At 65.9% G+C, this 14,771-nt stretch carries 15 protein-coding genes; 8 read left to right on the forward strand and 7 right to left on the reverse strand.

The features are described 5' to 3' along the window. Window positions 1–305 precede the first annotated feature (305 nt). Complete coding sequence (locus tag BZL41_RS13990) at window positions 306–683, reverse strand: MarR family transcriptional regulator (RefSeq protein WP_095599862.1); 378 nt, start codon at window positions 681–683, stop codon at window positions 306–308. 339 nt (window positions 684–1,022) lie between these two features. Here BZL41_RS13990 and BZL41_RS13995 point away from each other — a divergent pair, with 339 nt between their 5' ends. From BZL41_RS13995 to BZL41_RS14015, 5 genes are all read left to right on the forward strand, one after another. Continuing rightward, the gene (locus BZL41_RS13995) at window positions 1,023–1,190 is read left to right on the forward strand and encodes a rubredoxin (RefSeq protein WP_095599863.1); all 168 of its coding nucleotides are present in this window, start codon (window positions 1,023–1,025) and stop codon (window positions 1,188–1,190) included. An 81-nt stretch (window positions 1,191–1,271) separates the two neighbouring features. Then, window positions 1,272–2,429, forward strand: a complete 1,158-nt coding sequence (locus tag BZL41_RS14000; RefSeq protein WP_174706171.1) for an NAD(P)/FAD-dependent oxidoreductase — start codon at window positions 1,272–1,274, stop codon at window positions 2,427–2,429. A 191-nt stretch (window positions 2,430–2,620) separates the two neighbouring features. Beyond that, the gene (locus BZL41_RS14005) at window positions 2,621–2,893 is read left to right on the forward strand and encodes an HU family DNA-binding protein (protein ID WP_095599865.1); all 273 of its coding nucleotides are present in this window, start codon (window positions 2,621–2,623) and stop codon (window positions 2,891–2,893) included. Window positions 2,894–3,027: 134 nt separating this feature from the next. Continuing rightward, the gene (locus tag BZL41_RS14010; RefSeq protein WP_095599866.1) at window positions 3,028–3,420 is read left to right on the forward strand and encodes an SCP2 sterol-binding domain-containing protein; all 393 of its coding nucleotides are present in this window, start codon (window positions 3,028–3,030) and stop codon (window positions 3,418–3,420) included. Between the two features lie 95 nt (window positions 3,421–3,515). Next, window positions 3,516–4,298: a hypothetical protein gene (locus BZL41_RS14015; protein WP_256578156.1), complete on the forward strand. Its 783-nt coding sequence runs from the start codon at window positions 3,516–3,518 to the stop codon at window positions 4,296–4,298. 52 nt (window positions 4,299–4,350) lie between these two features. Here the strand turns inward: BZL41_RS14015 and BZL41_RS14020 are convergent, their stop codons facing one another. The 3 genes from BZL41_RS14020 to BZL41_RS14030 form a co-directional block, all read right to left on the reverse strand. Further along, complete coding sequence (locus BZL41_RS14020) at window positions 4,351–5,757, reverse strand: aminoacyl-tRNA deacylase and HDOD domain-containing protein (RefSeq protein ID WP_095599868.1); 1,407 nt, start codon at window positions 5,755–5,757, stop codon at window positions 4,351–4,353. A 91-nt stretch (window positions 5,758–5,848) separates the two neighbouring features. Next, on the reverse strand, window positions 5,849–7,924 hold the full coding sequence (gene recG, locus BZL41_RS14025; RefSeq protein WP_095599869.1) for an ATP-dependent DNA helicase RecG: 2,076 nt from the start codon (window positions 7,922–7,924) through the stop codon (window positions 5,849–5,851). Continuing rightward, window positions 7,921–8,856 (reverse strand): hydrogen peroxide-inducible genes activator, encoded by a 936-nt coding sequence (locus BZL41_RS14030; protein ID WP_084333422.1) that lies wholly within the window; start codon window positions 8,854–8,856, stop codon window positions 7,921–7,923. Before BZL41_RS14030 ends, recG begins: the two co-directional genes overlap by 4 nt. 98 nt (window positions 8,857–8,954) lie before the next feature. Here BZL41_RS14030 and BZL41_RS14035 point away from each other — a divergent pair, with 98 nt between their 5' ends. The 3 genes from BZL41_RS14035 (at window position 8,955) to BZL41_RS14045 (ending at window position 11,329) form a co-directional block, all read left to right on the forward strand. Beyond that, window positions 8,955–9,815: an NAD-dependent epimerase/dehydratase family protein gene (locus tag BZL41_RS14035; RefSeq protein ID WP_095599870.1), complete on the forward strand. Its 861-nt coding sequence runs from the start codon at window positions 8,955–8,957 to the stop codon at window positions 9,813–9,815. After that, window positions 9,812–10,618, forward strand: a complete 807-nt coding sequence (locus BZL41_RS14040) for an AraC family transcriptional regulator (protein WP_095599871.1) — start codon at window positions 9,812–9,814, stop codon at window positions 10,616–10,618. The genes BZL41_RS14035 and BZL41_RS14040 overlap by 4 nt, the downstream gene beginning before the upstream one ends. Window positions 10,619–10,696: 78 nt before the next feature. Next, window positions 10,697–11,329 (forward strand): LysE family translocator, encoded by a 633-nt coding sequence (locus BZL41_RS14045; protein WP_095599872.1) that lies wholly within the window; start codon window positions 10,697–10,699, stop codon window positions 11,327–11,329. On the opposite strand, the gene BZL41_RS14050 is transcribed toward BZL41_RS14045, so the two are convergent. The 3 genes from BZL41_RS14050 to spoT all read right to left on the reverse strand — a co-directional run bounded on the left by BZL41_RS14050 (window position 11,330) and on the right by spoT (window position 14,756). After that, a complete protein-coding gene (locus BZL41_RS14050; RefSeq protein ID WP_095599873.1) occupies window positions 11,330–12,061 on the reverse strand; it encodes a hypothetical protein in 732 nt (243 codons plus the stop codon). Window positions 12,062–12,112: 51 nt separating this feature from the next. Then, window positions 12,113–12,493, reverse strand: a complete 381-nt coding sequence (locus BZL41_RS14055) for a RidA family protein (protein ID WP_084333414.1) — start codon at window positions 12,491–12,493, stop codon at window positions 12,113–12,115. 154 nt (window positions 12,494–12,647) lie between these two features. After that, window positions 12,648–14,756 (reverse strand): bifunctional GTP diphosphokinase/guanosine-3',5'-bis pyrophosphate 3'-pyrophosphohydrolase, encoded by a 2,109-nt coding sequence (spoT, locus tag BZL41_RS14060; RefSeq protein ID WP_084333412.1) that lies wholly within the window; start codon window positions 14,754–14,756, stop codon window positions 12,648–12,650. Between the last annotated feature and the right edge of the window lie 15 nt (window positions 14,757–14,771).

Genomic DNA, 14,771 nt, shown 5'->3' on the forward strand with positions numbered 1-14,771 from the left:
GCGTGATATGGACGGCCAGCCTTCTTTGAGGGCTGGCCGTGCCCCCTTCTAGGGGGCCAAAAGCAAGTCCACGTTCTACGAACGTGGATGTTTACTCGCGATGACGCGGTATCGCCGAGCGTGCCTTTCGCGAATGAATTCGCTCCCACAGTGGGCAGCGTCGGAGCTTCGCCCCTACGAGGCCGTCCGGCATAGCCGACGGATGAAAAGGGCTGCCGCTGCAGGTGGGTTGGCCGACCGGGCTACAGGGGACCCCGGCACACCCGAAGGGTGGCCCACATGCAGCAGCCATGACGAGAAACCGCTCACTCCGTCGGCTCGATGGCTTCGAACAAGGCATACACCTGGTCGAAGTAGCGCTCCAGGCGGCGGGAGAGGATGGGGGTGAGGGTCACGTGGCGGATACGCTTGTCTTCTTCGGTGCCGCTCTCGTCCAGCAGGCCGACGTCGATCATTTCCTGCACGTACTTCACGGCGGTGCGCCGGCTGATGCCGGGCATGAAGGGATAGAGATCGGTCTTGCGCAGGAATTCGCTGCGGCGCAGCCACATGTTGACCAGCAGGTCGCTGTAGCAGGAGTCGCCGATGCCGAGTTCGCCGAACAGGGCAACCCAGTGTTCGTCCATGCGGACGACCGCCTCGGCGATGGCGCGGCGGGTGTTCTGACTCTGTCGAAGGGGCATGCGGGCCTCGCTATGACTGCTCGGGAAATACGCGCTGCAGCGAGCCGGTCGGCAGCCCTGGCAGGGTGCGGAAACGCCGCCCTGGTGGCAGTCACCCCGGTGACAGGTCACCGGCCGTTGCACCGCTCCCACCGCCATCCGGGCGGCTAGAGTGCCTTGGAGTGTAAGTGATCCCCGGCGTTCCGTGGGCAGGCCGAAGGCGTTGCGATCGCGACTCGTTCACGTTTTCCGAATATCCGCGCGGGCCCGTACCTCCGTCGGGCCCACAGGCCCATGCCTGGCGACGGTGGCGGATTTGGGGTAGGGTCTGGCGATCGCTGCGAAGAGGTATATGTGCCTATGCGCAAATGGCAATGCGTGGTGTGCGGCTTCATCTACGACGAGGCCCAAGGTCTGCCGGAAGAGGGCATCGCCCCCGGTACCCGTTGGGAAGACATTCCGCCGGACTGGGTTTGCCCGGATTGCGGGGTGGGCAAGATCGACTTCGAGATGATCGAGATTTCCTGAAGGGCCATCGGCCCGACTCATTTTTTCCCTGACCGCGACGGCCCCTGGCCGTCGCGCCGTTTCGCAGAACAACAAACAGGAGTGGATATGCGTGCACCCGTCGTGATCGTCGGTACCGGCCTGGCTGGCTACAACCTGGCCAAGGAGTTCCGCAAGCTGGACAGCGAGACGCCACTGCTGCTGATCAGCGCCGACGATGGCCGTTCCTACTCCAAGCCGATGCTGTCCACCGGCTTCGGCAAGAACAAGGATGCCGACGGCCTGACCATGGCCGAACCCGGCGCCATGGCCGAGCAGTTGAACGCCGAAATCCGCACCCATACCCGCATCACCGGTATCGATCCGGGGCACAAGCGCATCTGGATCGGCGAGGAGGCGGTGTCCTACCGCGACCTGGTGCTGGCCTGGGGAGCCGAGACCATCCGCGTGCCGGTGGCCGGCGATGCCCTGGATGCGATCTACCCGATCAACGATCTCGAGGACTACGCCCGGTTCCGCGCCGCGGCCACGGGTAAGCGGCGGGTGCTGTTGCTTGGTGCCGGCCTGATCGGCTGCGAATATGCCAACGACCTCAGCGTCGCCGGTTATCAGGTGGAGCTGGTGGCACCCTGCGAGCAGGTGATGCCAGCGCTGTTGCACCCGGCCGCCGCCGCCGCGGTCCAGGCCGGGCTGGAAAGCCTCGGCGCGCGCTTCCACCTCGGCCCGACCCTGGCCAGCCTGAACCGCCTGGACGACGGCAGCCTGGATGCGCACCTGTCCGACGGCACCCGCATCGCCTGCGACCTCGTGCTCTCCGCCGTCGGCCTGCGCCCGCGCATCGAGCTGGCGGCGGCCGCCGGCCTGGCGGTCAACCGTGGGGTGATGGTGGACCGCTATCTGCGCACATCCCACGAGAACATCCATGCCCTCGGCGACTGTGCCGAGGTGGATGGCCTCAACCTGCTCTACGTGATGCCGCTGATGACTTGTGCCCGCGCCCTGGCGCAGACCCTGGCCGGCAACCCGACGGCGGTGAGCTACGGGCCGATGCCGGTGACAGTGAAAACGCCGATCTGCCCGCTGGTGGTATCGCCGCCGCCACGCGGCATGGAAGGGGAGTGGACGGTGGAGGGCTCCGGCGCCGACCTCAAGGTGCTTTGTCGGGATGCCGAGGGACGTCTGCTTGGCTATGCACTGACCGGTACGGCGGTGCAGGAAAAACTGGCGCTGAATAAGGAGCTTCCGCCACTGTTGGCGTAAATGTCTCCTGTTCTGTCGGTTGAGTCATCATTTTGGCCTTACAAACTGTCTGACAAGACTGGCGCAGGTGCCAGCGGCGTGCCATCCTCCCTCAGTCTGCCGCGGCGCAGAGCCGTCGCGGTATCTAGGGCGCTGTTCGGGGCAGAACAGCACGGCAACAACAACAACAAAACCGTAAAAAAGAGGCATTTATGCGTAAACCGGAACTCGCCGCCGCTATCGCCGAGAAGGCCGATTTGACCAAGGATCAAGCCAACCGCGTTCTCAACGCCGTTCTCGAAGAAATCACCAGCGCGCTGAACCGCAAGGACAGCGTAACCCTGGTTGGCTTCGGAACCTTCGTGCAGCGTCATCGTGGCGCCCGCACCGGCAAGAACCCGCAAACCGGTCAGCCGGTCAAGATCAAGGCCAGCAACACCGTAGCTTTCAAGCCGGGGAAGTCGTTGAAGGACGCCGTCAACTGAGTTGCGCGAGCCCGGAGCCTCAGGGTTCCGGGCTCTGTGCCGAACCGCCGGCCACCCACTGAAAGGTCGGTGTAGTCCCCTTCGCAAACCGCTACAATGCGCCGCCGTTTTCTTACCCGCCCGAGGCCGTGCGCATGAAATTCCGCTTTCTTCTCTGGATGCTGGGCCGCCTGATGGCCAAGGCCAGCCGCGAAAATCCCGATTTCCAGCAGCAACTGGCAGGCAAGGACCTGACGTTCCAGCTGCACACCCTGGACGGGAAGATCGCCCGTCATTTCATCGTCAAGAACCAGCGCATCCAGAGCAAGCGCGGCCCCGCCCAGGAGCCGGCCTTCGCCCTCGGCTTCAAGGATGGCGCCTACGGTTTCGCGACCATGACCGCCAAGAACAAGCAACTGGCCTTCATGCAGGGCATCCAGAACAAGGACATCCAGATCCAGGGCAACCCGGCGCTGGTGATGTGGTTTCAGGGCCTGACCAAGTACCTGGTGCCGAAGAAAAAGCCCGCCGAAAAGAAAGCCGCCTGACTGCGCGGCCCGTTTCACAGGAACCCCGCTCGAGGTTTGCCGCGGGCGGGCGCTCCCGTTAGGCTGGCGCAATCTTCTCGATGAAGTCTGCCCGCATGCGTGCTCTCTTTCTGCTCCTGGCCCTGCTGCCCGGCCTGCCCGTTCAAGCGGCCGAATCCAATCCGGCGAAGCCCGGTGCATCGACCGCTTCACCCTCCGCTGTCGCTCCGCAGGCGCTGGCCCGGTTCCTGGACCTGGCCGGTGTCCGTCTGCTCTGCGAACAGGCTGCGCCACTCCTGCAGAACGGTTTTCCCGCCGAGCAACAGGCCCGGCTCGGCGAGGCGTTCGCCGCCGATAGGTTGTGCGGTGATCTGGCGGCCCGGTTGGCGCCGCAGGTGAATGCCGAGCAGCTCCAGGAGGCGGAGCGCCTGCTGGACAGTCCCCTGGCCCGGCGCTTCACCGAAGTGGAGCGGGAGGTGGGCGAGAGCGGCGCCGAGGGGCTGGCCCAGTACCGGGCGCAATTGGGCGACCGCCCGCCGCGTCCCGAGCGGCTGGCATTGATCAAGCGTCTGGACGCTTCCGCGCGGACCAGCGAGCTGGCGGCGCTGCTGCGCTACGAGATGGGCAAGACTCAGGCATTGCTGGCACTGTGGGCGCGCAACCAGGACCTGGACGAGGCGGCGCTGGCCAAGCAGACCGCCAGCCAGGCGGAAAAGCTGCGCGAATCCAGTCGCCAGGGGGTGGAATCCTACATGCTGTACGCCTACCGACAGCAGCCCAGCGGCCAGTTGGCTGCCTACGCGGAACTCTACGAGCGGCCGGAAGTGAGCGATCTGCTTAGGGCTTGTGTGGCGTTGCTGCCGGAAGTCTTCGCCGCCCGCCGTGCTGCCTTGAAGTGATCGGGCCCCGCTCGTCGTCGCAACGACGAGCGGCGGTCAGGCCCAGCCGGCCTCAGCCATGGGCGCCGGGGAACTGCGACACCAGTTCGCGCAGGGCGACCTCGGCATCCAGTACCTTGCGCACGGCCTCTTCGGCCTTTTCCTGGCTCAATCCCAGACGTTCGAACAGCTCCGGCGGCAGCGGCCGCTTCGGGCCTTCGCCGATGTCGTGTGCGCGCAGCAGGCTGACGGCCAGGTAGATCAGGTTGGGATAGACGGCGTTTTCGCTCTGGTGCTCGGGGTCGTGCTGGAAGCGCAGCGCGGCGACCAGCTCTTCCGGCATGTCCCAATAGCGCATCAGCCAGGCGCCGATCTGTTCGCGGGTAATGCCCAGCAGGTGCTGTTCCACATAGCTGTGGTCGAGGTGCGGGTTGACCTCCATATGGCGGCAGATCAGCGAGAAATGCGGCGGGAAGACGTGGGCCAGGACCAGGTAGCCGAAGTTGTGCAGCAGGCCGGCGAGGTAGGCGAGGCCGTTTTCCGGCCGCTGGGCACGTGGCATGGCGCGGGTCAGGCCTTCGATCACCGCGGCGGTGTAGATCGCCTGCTGCCAGTAGGGGGTGGCTTGCTGCGGCTGGTCCTTGGGCAGGCTCAGGGTCTTGCCGAGGGCCAGGCCCAGCGCCAGGTTGATCACCAGATCGAAGCCCAGCACGCGGACGATGGCATCTTCCACCGAGCGGATCTTGCCCGGTGCGGCGTAGTAGGGCGACGAGGCCCAGCTCACTACCTGGGCGGCCAGGGCCGGGTCGGTCTCCACCACGCCGGTGATGTCGTCGACGGTGGCGTCCGGGTCGACGCGCAGCTTGATGATCTTCTGCGCGGTGGCCGGCAGCGGCGGGATCTCGATGGTTTCTTCCAGGCGCTGCTGGATGCGCCGGGCAGTGAAGGCCTGCACGGCCTGGGTGATCTCGGCGCGGTCGTCGTGCGGACGGTCGAGGTTCGGCCGGATGTTCTCCAAGGGTTCTCCGAACCGTGCGGCACTGGCCTTGCTCAGCAGGTTGCGGTAGGCGTCGATGCCGATTTCCAGCAGCACGCCGGCTTCGCCTGACTCGACCAGCAACGAGGGCACCTGCAGCAGGCGCTCGTCGTACAGGCAGGGGGAAACAGTCAGCGGCGGCAGCGCCGGCAGCACGCAGAGACTGTGCTTGCCGAGCATGCGTTCCAAGCGGTCCGGCTTGACCGCGGCGAGCTTGCGCCCGGTGAGTTCGGCGAGACGGTTGAGATCGAGCAACTGGCTCTGCGGGAAGAGCACCAGCAGCGAGCCGACCGCATCCTCCAGCAACACCGCCTGGGCCCGTTGTGCCGGCGCCAGGTCGACCCGGTCGCGGCGTACCTGGTAGGGAATGCCGAGTTTTTCCAGGAGTTGCTGGATCATGACGGGCGGTTGCGGGGCGGCGGGAGCGAGGGCGGCTTCGGTCATAAGCGGGGTCCGGCTGGGAGAACGTGTGCCCGGAGTATAACCAGCTTGGAGCGGCTCTACCGGGCAGGCGACAAGCGCCCCTGGTGTTGTATCACACTTGTCCGTACTGCTGACCATGCCGCAGCCAGCGTTCGAGCAACGGGCTGACATGCTGAGGCCAATGTGCCAGCAGGGCCTGGGCGGCATCGCGCACTGCCGGCAGCAGGTCGGCGTCGCGCATCAGGTCTGCCACCTTGAACTGCAACAGGCCGGTCTGGCGGGTGCCGAGCATCTCGCCGGGGCCGCGCAGTTCGAGGTCTTTCTCGGCGATGACAAAGCCGTCGCAGGTCTCGCGCATGATCGCCAGGCGCTCGCGACCGAGTTGCGACAGCGGGGCGTGGTAGAGCAGCACGCAATGGCTGGCGGCGCTGCCCCGGCCGACCCGGCCGCGCAACTGGTGCAACTGGGCCAGACCGAGCCGTTCGGGATTCTCGATGATCATCAGGCTGGCATTGGGCACATCGACGCCCACCTCGATGACCGTGGTGGCCACTAGCAGTTGCAGCCGGCCTTCCTTGAATTCCTGCATCACCGCGGCTTTTTCCGCCGGCTTCATGCGCCCGTGAATCAGTCCGACACGCAGCTCGCCGAGTGCCGAAGAGAGCTCTTCGAAGGTGGTTTCCGCCGCCTGGCAGGTCAGCTCTTCGGATTCTTCGATCAGGGTGCACACCCAGTAGGCCTGGCGGCCTTCGCGGCAGGCGGCGCGGACGCGCTCGATCACTTCCAGGCGGCGGCTGTCGGCGATCACCAGGGTGTTCACCGGGGTACGGCCGGGCGGGAGTTCGTCGAGGATCGACGTGTCCAGGTCGGCGTAGGCGCTCATCGCCAGGGTTCGCGGGATGGGCGTGGCGGTCATGATCAGTTGGTGCGGGCAGAGCCGGCCGTCGACGCCTTTCTGGCGCAGGGCGAGGCGTTGCTGCACGCCGAAGCGGTGCTGTTCGTCAATGATTACCAGGGCCAGGCGCTTGAACTGCACCTCATCCTGGAACAGCGCGTGGGTGCCGACCACCATCGGGCAGCCGCCGGCAATTTGTTCCAGTGCGGCCGCGCGGGCCTTGCCCTTGAGCTTGCCGGCCAGCCAGGCGACTTCGATGCCGAGCGGCTCCAGCCAGCGGCTGAAGTTGAGGAAGTGCTGTTCGGCGAGAATCTCGGTTGGAGCCATCAGCGCCACCTGATAGCCGGCCTCCAGCGCCTGCAAGGCTGCGAGGGCGGCGACCACCGTCTTGCCGGCACCGACGTCGCCTTGCACCAGACGCAGCATCGGTTCGTGCTGGCTGAGGTCATAGGCAATCTCGGCGCCGACCCGCTGCTGCGCGCCGGTGGGCTTGAAGCCCAGGTTGGCGAGGAAGCGTTGCGGCAGCTTCTTCGCCGGTGGCAGTGCCGGCGCGGCTTGGGCGCGCACGGCTTCGCGCAGGCGTTGCAGGGACAACTGATGAGTGAGCAGTTCTTCGAACGCCAGGCGGTGCTGTGCCCAGTGACGGCCTTCGGCGAGCTCTTCAAGGTCGGCGTCCGGCGGCGGCCGATGCAGGTAGCGGATCGCTTCGTCGAGTGGGCCGAGACGATAATCGCGGGCCAGTTCCTCGGGTAGCCAGTCGGGCAGGCTGTGCGGTCCGAGACGCGCCAGGGCCTGCTGGCTGAGGCCGCGCAGGCGCTGCTGGGTCAGGCCCTCGGTGGTCGGGTAGATGGGTGTCAGGGTTTGTTCCACCGGGGGCGGTTCGGCGCCGGCCAGGGCACGGTATTCCGGGTGGTAAATTTCCAGGCCGGAGGCTCCCGGACGGACTTCGCCGTAGCAGCGCAGGGTGGTGCCGCGCTTGAGTCCTTCCTTCTGTGCCTGGCTGAAATGGAAGAAGCGCAGGCTGAGGGTGCCGCTGCCGTCCTGCAGGCGAACCAGCAGGCTGCGTCGACGACCCATGACCACATCGGCACCGGCGATGGTGCCCTCGACCACGGCATCCTGGCCGGGGCGCAACGCGCCGATGGGGGTGATGCGGGTACGGTCTTGGTAGCGTAGCGGCAGGTGGAAGAGCACGTCCTGCAGGGTTTCCAGCCCCACCTTGGCCAGCTTCTCGGCTAGAGCCGCACCCACCCCTTTGAGGGTGGTGACCGGGATTCTTGCCAGTTCGGTCATGCCGGCTGCTTTTCTTCCACCAATTGCGGGCGCGCCACCGAGCAGAGGCGGATCGAGTCGGCAAGAATCTCGATGGCCTTGGGCCGCGGGAAGCTGGCACGCCAGGCGATGGCCACGGTGCGGTAGGGCACCGGCGGGGTGAACGGGCGCACTTCGAGCACGCCGGGGGAATAGTGGTGGCTGTCCACGGCGGAGAACGGCAGCACCGAAACGCCGAGGCCGGAGGCGACCATGTGGCGGATGGTTTCCAGCGAGCTGGATTCCACCGTGGTGTGCTTGCTGGCTTCCTCGCCCTTGTGCAGGGTCGGGCAGGCTTCCAGTACCTGGTCGCGGAAGCAGTGGCCTTCGCCGAGCAGGAGCAGGCTCTTGTCGTTGAGCAGCTCGCTGTCGATGGTGTGCTTGCCGGTCCAGGGGTGACCGGCCGGCATCAGTACGTAGAAGGGCTCGTCGTACAGCGGTTTGGTCAGGACGTCCGCTTCCTGGAAGGGCAGCGCGATGATGATGGCATCCAGCTCGCCGGTGCGCAGCTTGTCGCGCAGCACGTGGGTGAAGTTTTCCTCGATGTACAGCGGCATCTGCGGCGCTACCCGGTGCAACTGCGGGATCAGGTGCGGGAACAGGTAGGGCCCGACGGTGTAGATGGCGCCGATCTTCAGCGGGGCGGCCAACTGGTTCTTGCCGGCCTGGGCCAGTTCGCGGATGCCCTGGGCCTGTTCGAGCACCTTCTGCGCCTGGGTAACGATGTTTTCCCCCACCGGGGTCAGGCGCACCGCGCTCTTGCTGCGCTCGAAGATCAGCACGCCGAGTTCGTCCTCCAGTTTCTTCACGCCGACCGAGAGCGTGGGCTGGCTGACGTGGCAGCGCTCGGCGGCGCGGCCGAAATGCTGTTCCTGGGCGAGCGTGACGATGTAGCGCAGTTCGGTGAGGGTCATAGTGTTTTTCCATCAGAGTGCGCCCAAGCATAGCCTTTGCACAGCGCCGAACCAACCGGGCTACACTGCGCGCTGGCGAAAATTCGGAGAATGTCACCATGACCCAGGCGCCTACGGTGCTGATCGCCGGCTGTGGCGATGTCGGCAGTCGGCTCGGCGAGGCGTTGGCCGTCGACGGCTGGCGTGTGTATGGCGTGCGCCGCAACGTGGCGGCGCTACCGCGATCGATCCTGCCGGTGGCCGGCGATCTACAGGCGCCGCAGACGCCGCCGGACTGGCCGGACGGGGCGCTGGATTACCTGGTCTACAGCGCGGCGGCGAGCCAGCACGACGAGGCGGGCTATCGTGCCACCTATGTCGACGGGCTTCGCCATGTGCTGGCCTGGCTGGCGCAGCGGGGGCAGAGGCCGCGGCGGCTGCTGTTTGTCTCCAGCAGCGGGGTCTATGCCCAGCAGGGCGGCGAATGGGTGGACGAGGCGTCTCCCGCCGAGGCCGAGAGCTATTCCGGCCGGGTGATGCGCGAGGCCGAGCGGATTGCCCTGACCTGTGGCATTCCGGCGACCGTGGTACGCCTGACCGGCATCTACGGGCCGGGCCGCGAGTGGCTGCTCAATCAGGTGCGCCAGGGCTACCGGGTGGCCAGCGAGCCACCGTTGTTCGCCAACCGTATCCATCGCGACGATGCCGCCGGGCTGCTGGCCTTTCTGTTACGTGCCGATGCCGCCGGTACCGCCCTGGCCGATTGCTACCTGGGAGTGGACGATACCCCGGCACCGTTGCAGGAAGTGGTCGCGTGGTTGCGCGAGCGGCTGGGCGTGACCGGGTGGGCCGAGGAGGCCACGGTGCGACGGGCCGGCAGCAAGCGTTGCAGCAACGCAAGGGCCCGTGCCTTGGGTTGGATGCCGCGCTATCCGAGCTACCGGGAAGGTTACGCGGCGATCCTGGAGAGCGCCGGGTGAGCGCCAACCGCCTACTGGCGCGGCCCTGGCTGCCGGGGGTGGAGCTGTTCCATGCCGATTTTTCCGGGCAGGCGTTCGGTCGCCACAGCCACGATGCGTTCGCCATCGGCGCCATCCTGCACGGTGTGGGCGGCTACCAGTGTCGTGGCGCGCGACATGCCATCCCGGCCGGCAGGCTGTCGCTGATGAATCCCGAGGAGCCGCATACCGGCCATGCCGAATCGGAGCGGCTGGTCTACCGCATGCTTTATATCGAGGAAGCGCGCCTGCCGGTTCTGCTCGGGCGCAAGGCCCTGCCGCGTGGCTTTCGCGAGTTGAACCCGGCGGATGACGGTGCGGTGGCTGCCGGGTTGGCTCGGCTGGCGGCCGAGTTCGAAAGGAGCGACGCCCTGGCCCTTGAGAGCGAACTGCTGGCGGTGCTGGAGCTGGTTTTCGTTCGTCATGGCGGCTTGCGTGCGGCGGGTCCAGCGAGTCGTGACGGTGGCGTCACGGCATGCCTGCGCGACTATCTGGAGACGCACTACACCGAGGCGAGCGGCCTGGAACAACTGGCGGCGCTAGTCCAGCGCCATCCGCGTCATCTGATCGAAGCCTTCCGCCAGGCTTACGGCGTACCGCCGCATACCTACCTGCTGCAACGGCGCGTTCGCGAAGCAAAGCGTCGACTGTTGCAGGGGGAGACCTTGCTGGATGTGGCACTGGGGCTCGGTTTTTACGATCAGGCGCATTTCTCCGGGACTTTCAAGCGCTTCACCGGGGTGACGCCGGGGCATTTCCGGCGCAGCGCGGGCATGCCGGCCTGACAGCTATCACCTGAGTTTTCTCCAAGACTTCCCGCCCCGCGCCATCGAGACTGGCCGCCGTGTTCGCGGAGGTCGTCCATGCTCGCTCTGTTCCTGTTGGTCGCCGGTACCCATTTTGCGGCGCTGCTCTCGCCAGGGCCGGATTTCTTTCTGTTGATCCGGGCGGCGCTGCTGCAAGGTCGGCGCCAGGCCGATGGCTGCGCTGGCGGCATTGCCCTGGCCAATCTGATCAGCATGTCGATGGTCCTGCTTGCCTTGAGCCTGCTGCCGGGAGAAGGCGGCTGGCTGTGGCGGCTCATCCAGGGCATCGGCGGAGGCTATTTCGTCTGGCTCGGTCTCCAGGCCCTGGGCTCTTGCCGCGAGCTGGCGTTGCCGGAGCAGGGCGAGCGGCAGGATGGGCGCTGGTCCGATGGGCTGGTCCAAGGGTTGTTGGCCAGCAGCCTCAACCCGAAGCTGCCGATTTTCTATGCCGGGCTGTTCGGCGTGCTTCGCGAAGCGGCCATGCCGGGTTGGGTCCTGGCCTTGAGCATGGGCTGGATGACGCTGGTGGTGCTGTTCTGGGATATGGCGCTGGTCCGTCTGCTGGACCATGCGCGCTGGCGGACCTGGCTGCGGCGCCGGGTCGGCCTGCTCGACCAGATCTGCGGCGCGTTGCTGTTGGTACTGGGCGGCTGGCTGGCGATTGGGGCCGTGCAGCCGGGCTGGGCGTGATCAGTCGCGTTCCAGCAGCCAGGCACGGGTGCCGGGGTGGTAGTCCGGCATTTCATCGAACTGGGCGCGGTTGCGGGCTTCGAGGATTTCCAGGGTGTCGCCGTCGCGCCTGAACAGCCATTCCCGGCCCTGTTCGCCGAGCTGTAGCCAGAGAGCATCGTTCTCACCACTCATGCTGGCGCAGTCGCCGGCCAGACAAAGTGCATAGCGGTCGGCGCCGGGCAAGCCTTCGAGACGGCCGTCCGCATGAAAACGTACCAGCCCGCCCTTGCCCTGACCCTCGCGGATCAACCAGTCGCCGCCGAGGTAGGCGGCATACAGCGCCGATTCGAAGCGGCTGCCCGGCGGCGTGCCGCCTGCGGGCGGTTCGGCACGGGTAAAGCGTTGCTCCGGCCAGGCTTCGCTGCCTTCCTGCAGAAGCTCGCCGCCTTTCAGGCGCAGGTATTCGTGGTAGTCGCCGTAGAAATCCACGCGCCAGCGCTTGCCGTCATCGAGTACCAGTTGGCCCTCGCCGAGCTCGAAGCCGTTGCTGTAGCTGGCGGTCCCGCGTTGCCCGTCGATCTGCCATTCCAGGTTGGGTCCGTAGGCCATCAGGGCTTCGCGCAGGCTCTGGCCTTCGGCCGCGGCATCGATGGCTGCCTGGTTGATCCAGATTCCGCTGGGGTCCTTGGGCTGGCTGGCGCAGCCGGCGAGCAGCGCGGTGCAGGCGAGCAGGGCGAGGGGGTAACGCATGGGGTTCCTTCCAGAATGGAACGGCGGAGCCTCGGGCTCCGCCGGAGGGGCTTACTCGATGACCAGGATGGCGTCCATTTCCACCTGGGCGCCACGCGGCAGCGCAGCCACGCCGATGGCGGCGCGAGCCGGGTAGGGTTGCTCGAAGTAGCGGCCCATGACTTCGTTGACCTTGGCGAAGTGCGACAGGTCGGTGAGGAAGATGTTCAGCTTGACCACGTCCTTGAACGAGCCACCGGCCGCTTCGGCGACGGCCTTGAGGTTTTCGAACACCTGCACGGTCTGGGCTTCGAAGCCTTCCACCAGTTCCATGGTCTTCGGGTCCAGCGGGATCTGACCGGACATGTACACGGTGTTGCCGGCCTTGATCGCCTGGGAGTAGGTGCCGATGGCGGCGGGTGCCTTGTCGCTGTTGATCACGCTCTTGCTCATGGGGAACTCCTTGGAAAGAGGCAGCTTCAAGCGGCAAGACGGATGGCCGCCCCCGCAAGCTGCAAAAATAAAGGCGGATGCAGGCTACAGGCTGCAAGCCAAGGGCTGCAAGAGCCGGGGGCCGTGGCTTACGACGCGTAGCTTGCCGCCGCCGTCACGCGCGGACGCGGGTGATGCGGACTACACCCTTGAGTGCACGCAGTTTCTTGATCACACGGGCCAGATGGACGCGGTCATGCACGCTGACCACCATCTGCACGATGCTGATGCGGCCGTCGCGCTCGTCCATGCTGATTTTTTCGATGTTGCCGTCGGCGGCATTGACGCTGCCGGCGAGCAGGGCGATCAGGCCGCGCTGGTGTTCCAACTCGACCCGCAGTTCGACGTTGAATTCGCCGGTGACGTCCTTGGCCCAGGAGAGCTGGATGCACTTCTCCGGGTTGTGGCGGATTTCGCCGATGTTCTTGCAGCTTTCCAGGTGTACCACCATGCCTTTGCCGGCCGACAGGTGGCCGACGATGGGGTCGCCGGGAATCGGTGTACAGCACTTGGCGTAGCTCAGCACCAGGCCCTCGGTACCGCGGATCGCCAGCGGACCTTCGCTGCTCGGCGCTTCCTCGCCGTCGCTGGCCAGCAGGCGGCGGGCGACCACATAGGCCATGCGGTTGCCGAGGCCGATGTCTTCCAGCAGGTCTTCCAGTACTTCGAGGCGGTACTCGCCCAGCACTTGCTGGATGCGTTCGGCGGGAATCTTGTCCAAGTGGCTGTCGAAACCGGCCAGTACCTTGTTCAGCAGGCGCTCGCCGAGGCTGATGGACTCCGAGCGGCGTTGCAGCTTGAGGGCATGACGGATATGGGTGCGGGCTTTGCCGGTAACCACGAAGTTCAGCCATGCCGGGTTCGGTCGCGCACCCGGCGCAGTCACGATCTCCACCGTGGCGCCACTCTCCAGCGGCTGCGACAGCGGCGCGAGGCGGCGGTTGATGCGGCAGGCGATGCAGGTGTTACCGACATCGGTATGCACGGCGTAGGCGAAATCGACCGCGGTGGAGCCTTTCGGCAGCTCCATGATGCGGCCCTTGGGCGTGAACACATAGACCTCGTCCGGGAACAGGTCGATCTTCACGCTCTCGATGAATTCCAGCGAGTTGCCCGCGCGCTGCTGTAACTCCAGCACACCCTTGACCCACTGCCGCGCGCGGGCATGGGTTCCCTTGGGCGAGTCGTCTTCGTTGGACTTGTACAGCCAATGCGCGGCAATGCCGTTGTTGGCCATCTCTTCCATCTCGCGGGTGCGGATCTGGATCTCGATGGGTACGCCATGCATGCCGAAGAGGGTGGTGTGCAGTGACTGGTAGCCGTTCGCCTTGGGAATCGCGATGTAGTCCTTGAAGCGGCCGGGCAACGGTTTGTACAGGCTGTGCACCGCGCCAAGCACGCGGTAGCAGGTGTCGACCTTGTCGACGATGATGCGGAAGGCGTAGACGTCCATGATCTCGTTGAACGCCCGTCGCTTGCCGCGCATCTTCTGGTAGATGCTGAAAAGGTGCTTCTCGCGGCCGATCACTTCGCCTTCGAGCCCTTCGCGCTCCAGGCAGTGCTTCAGCGACTCTTCGATCTTGTTGACGATTTCCTTGCGGTTGCCGCGGGCGCGTTTGACCGCCTGGCGGATGCGCTCGGAGCGCATCGGGTGCATGGCCTTGAAGCCCAGGTCTTCGAACTCCACGCGCATGCTGTGGATGCCCAGCCGGTTGGCGATGGGGGCGTAGATTTCCAGGGTTTCCTTGGCGATACGTCGTCGTTTCTCACCGGATAGCACTTCCAGGGTGCGCATGTTGTGCAGGCGGTCGGCCAGCTTGACCAGGATCACGCGGATGTCGCGGGCCATGGCCATGGCCATCTTCTGAAAGTTTTCCGCTTGGGCTTCGGCCTTGGTCTCGAAGTTCATCTGGGTCAGCTTGCTGACCCCGTCGACCAGTTCCGCCACCGTCTCGCCGAATTGGGAAGACAGCGCTTCCTTGGCGATGCCGGTGTCCTCGATCACATCATGCAGCATCGCGGCCATCAGGCTCTGATGGTCCATATGCATGTCGGCGAGGATGCCGGCGACGGCCAGGGGATGGGTGACGTAGGCTTCGCCGCTGCGCCGGCGCTGGCCGTCATGGGCCTGCTCGGCATAGAAATAGGCTCGGCGGACCAGATTGACCTGGTCCGGGCCGAGGTAGGTCGACAGCCGTTCGGCGAGGGTATCTATGCTCGGCATGGGTGTACCCCCTGC

It is taken from the genome of Pseudomonas sp. PIC25 (assembly GCF_002286785.1).
Taxonomy (GTDB): domain Bacteria; phylum Pseudomonadota; class Gammaproteobacteria; order Pseudomonadales; family Pseudomonadaceae; genus Pseudomonas_M.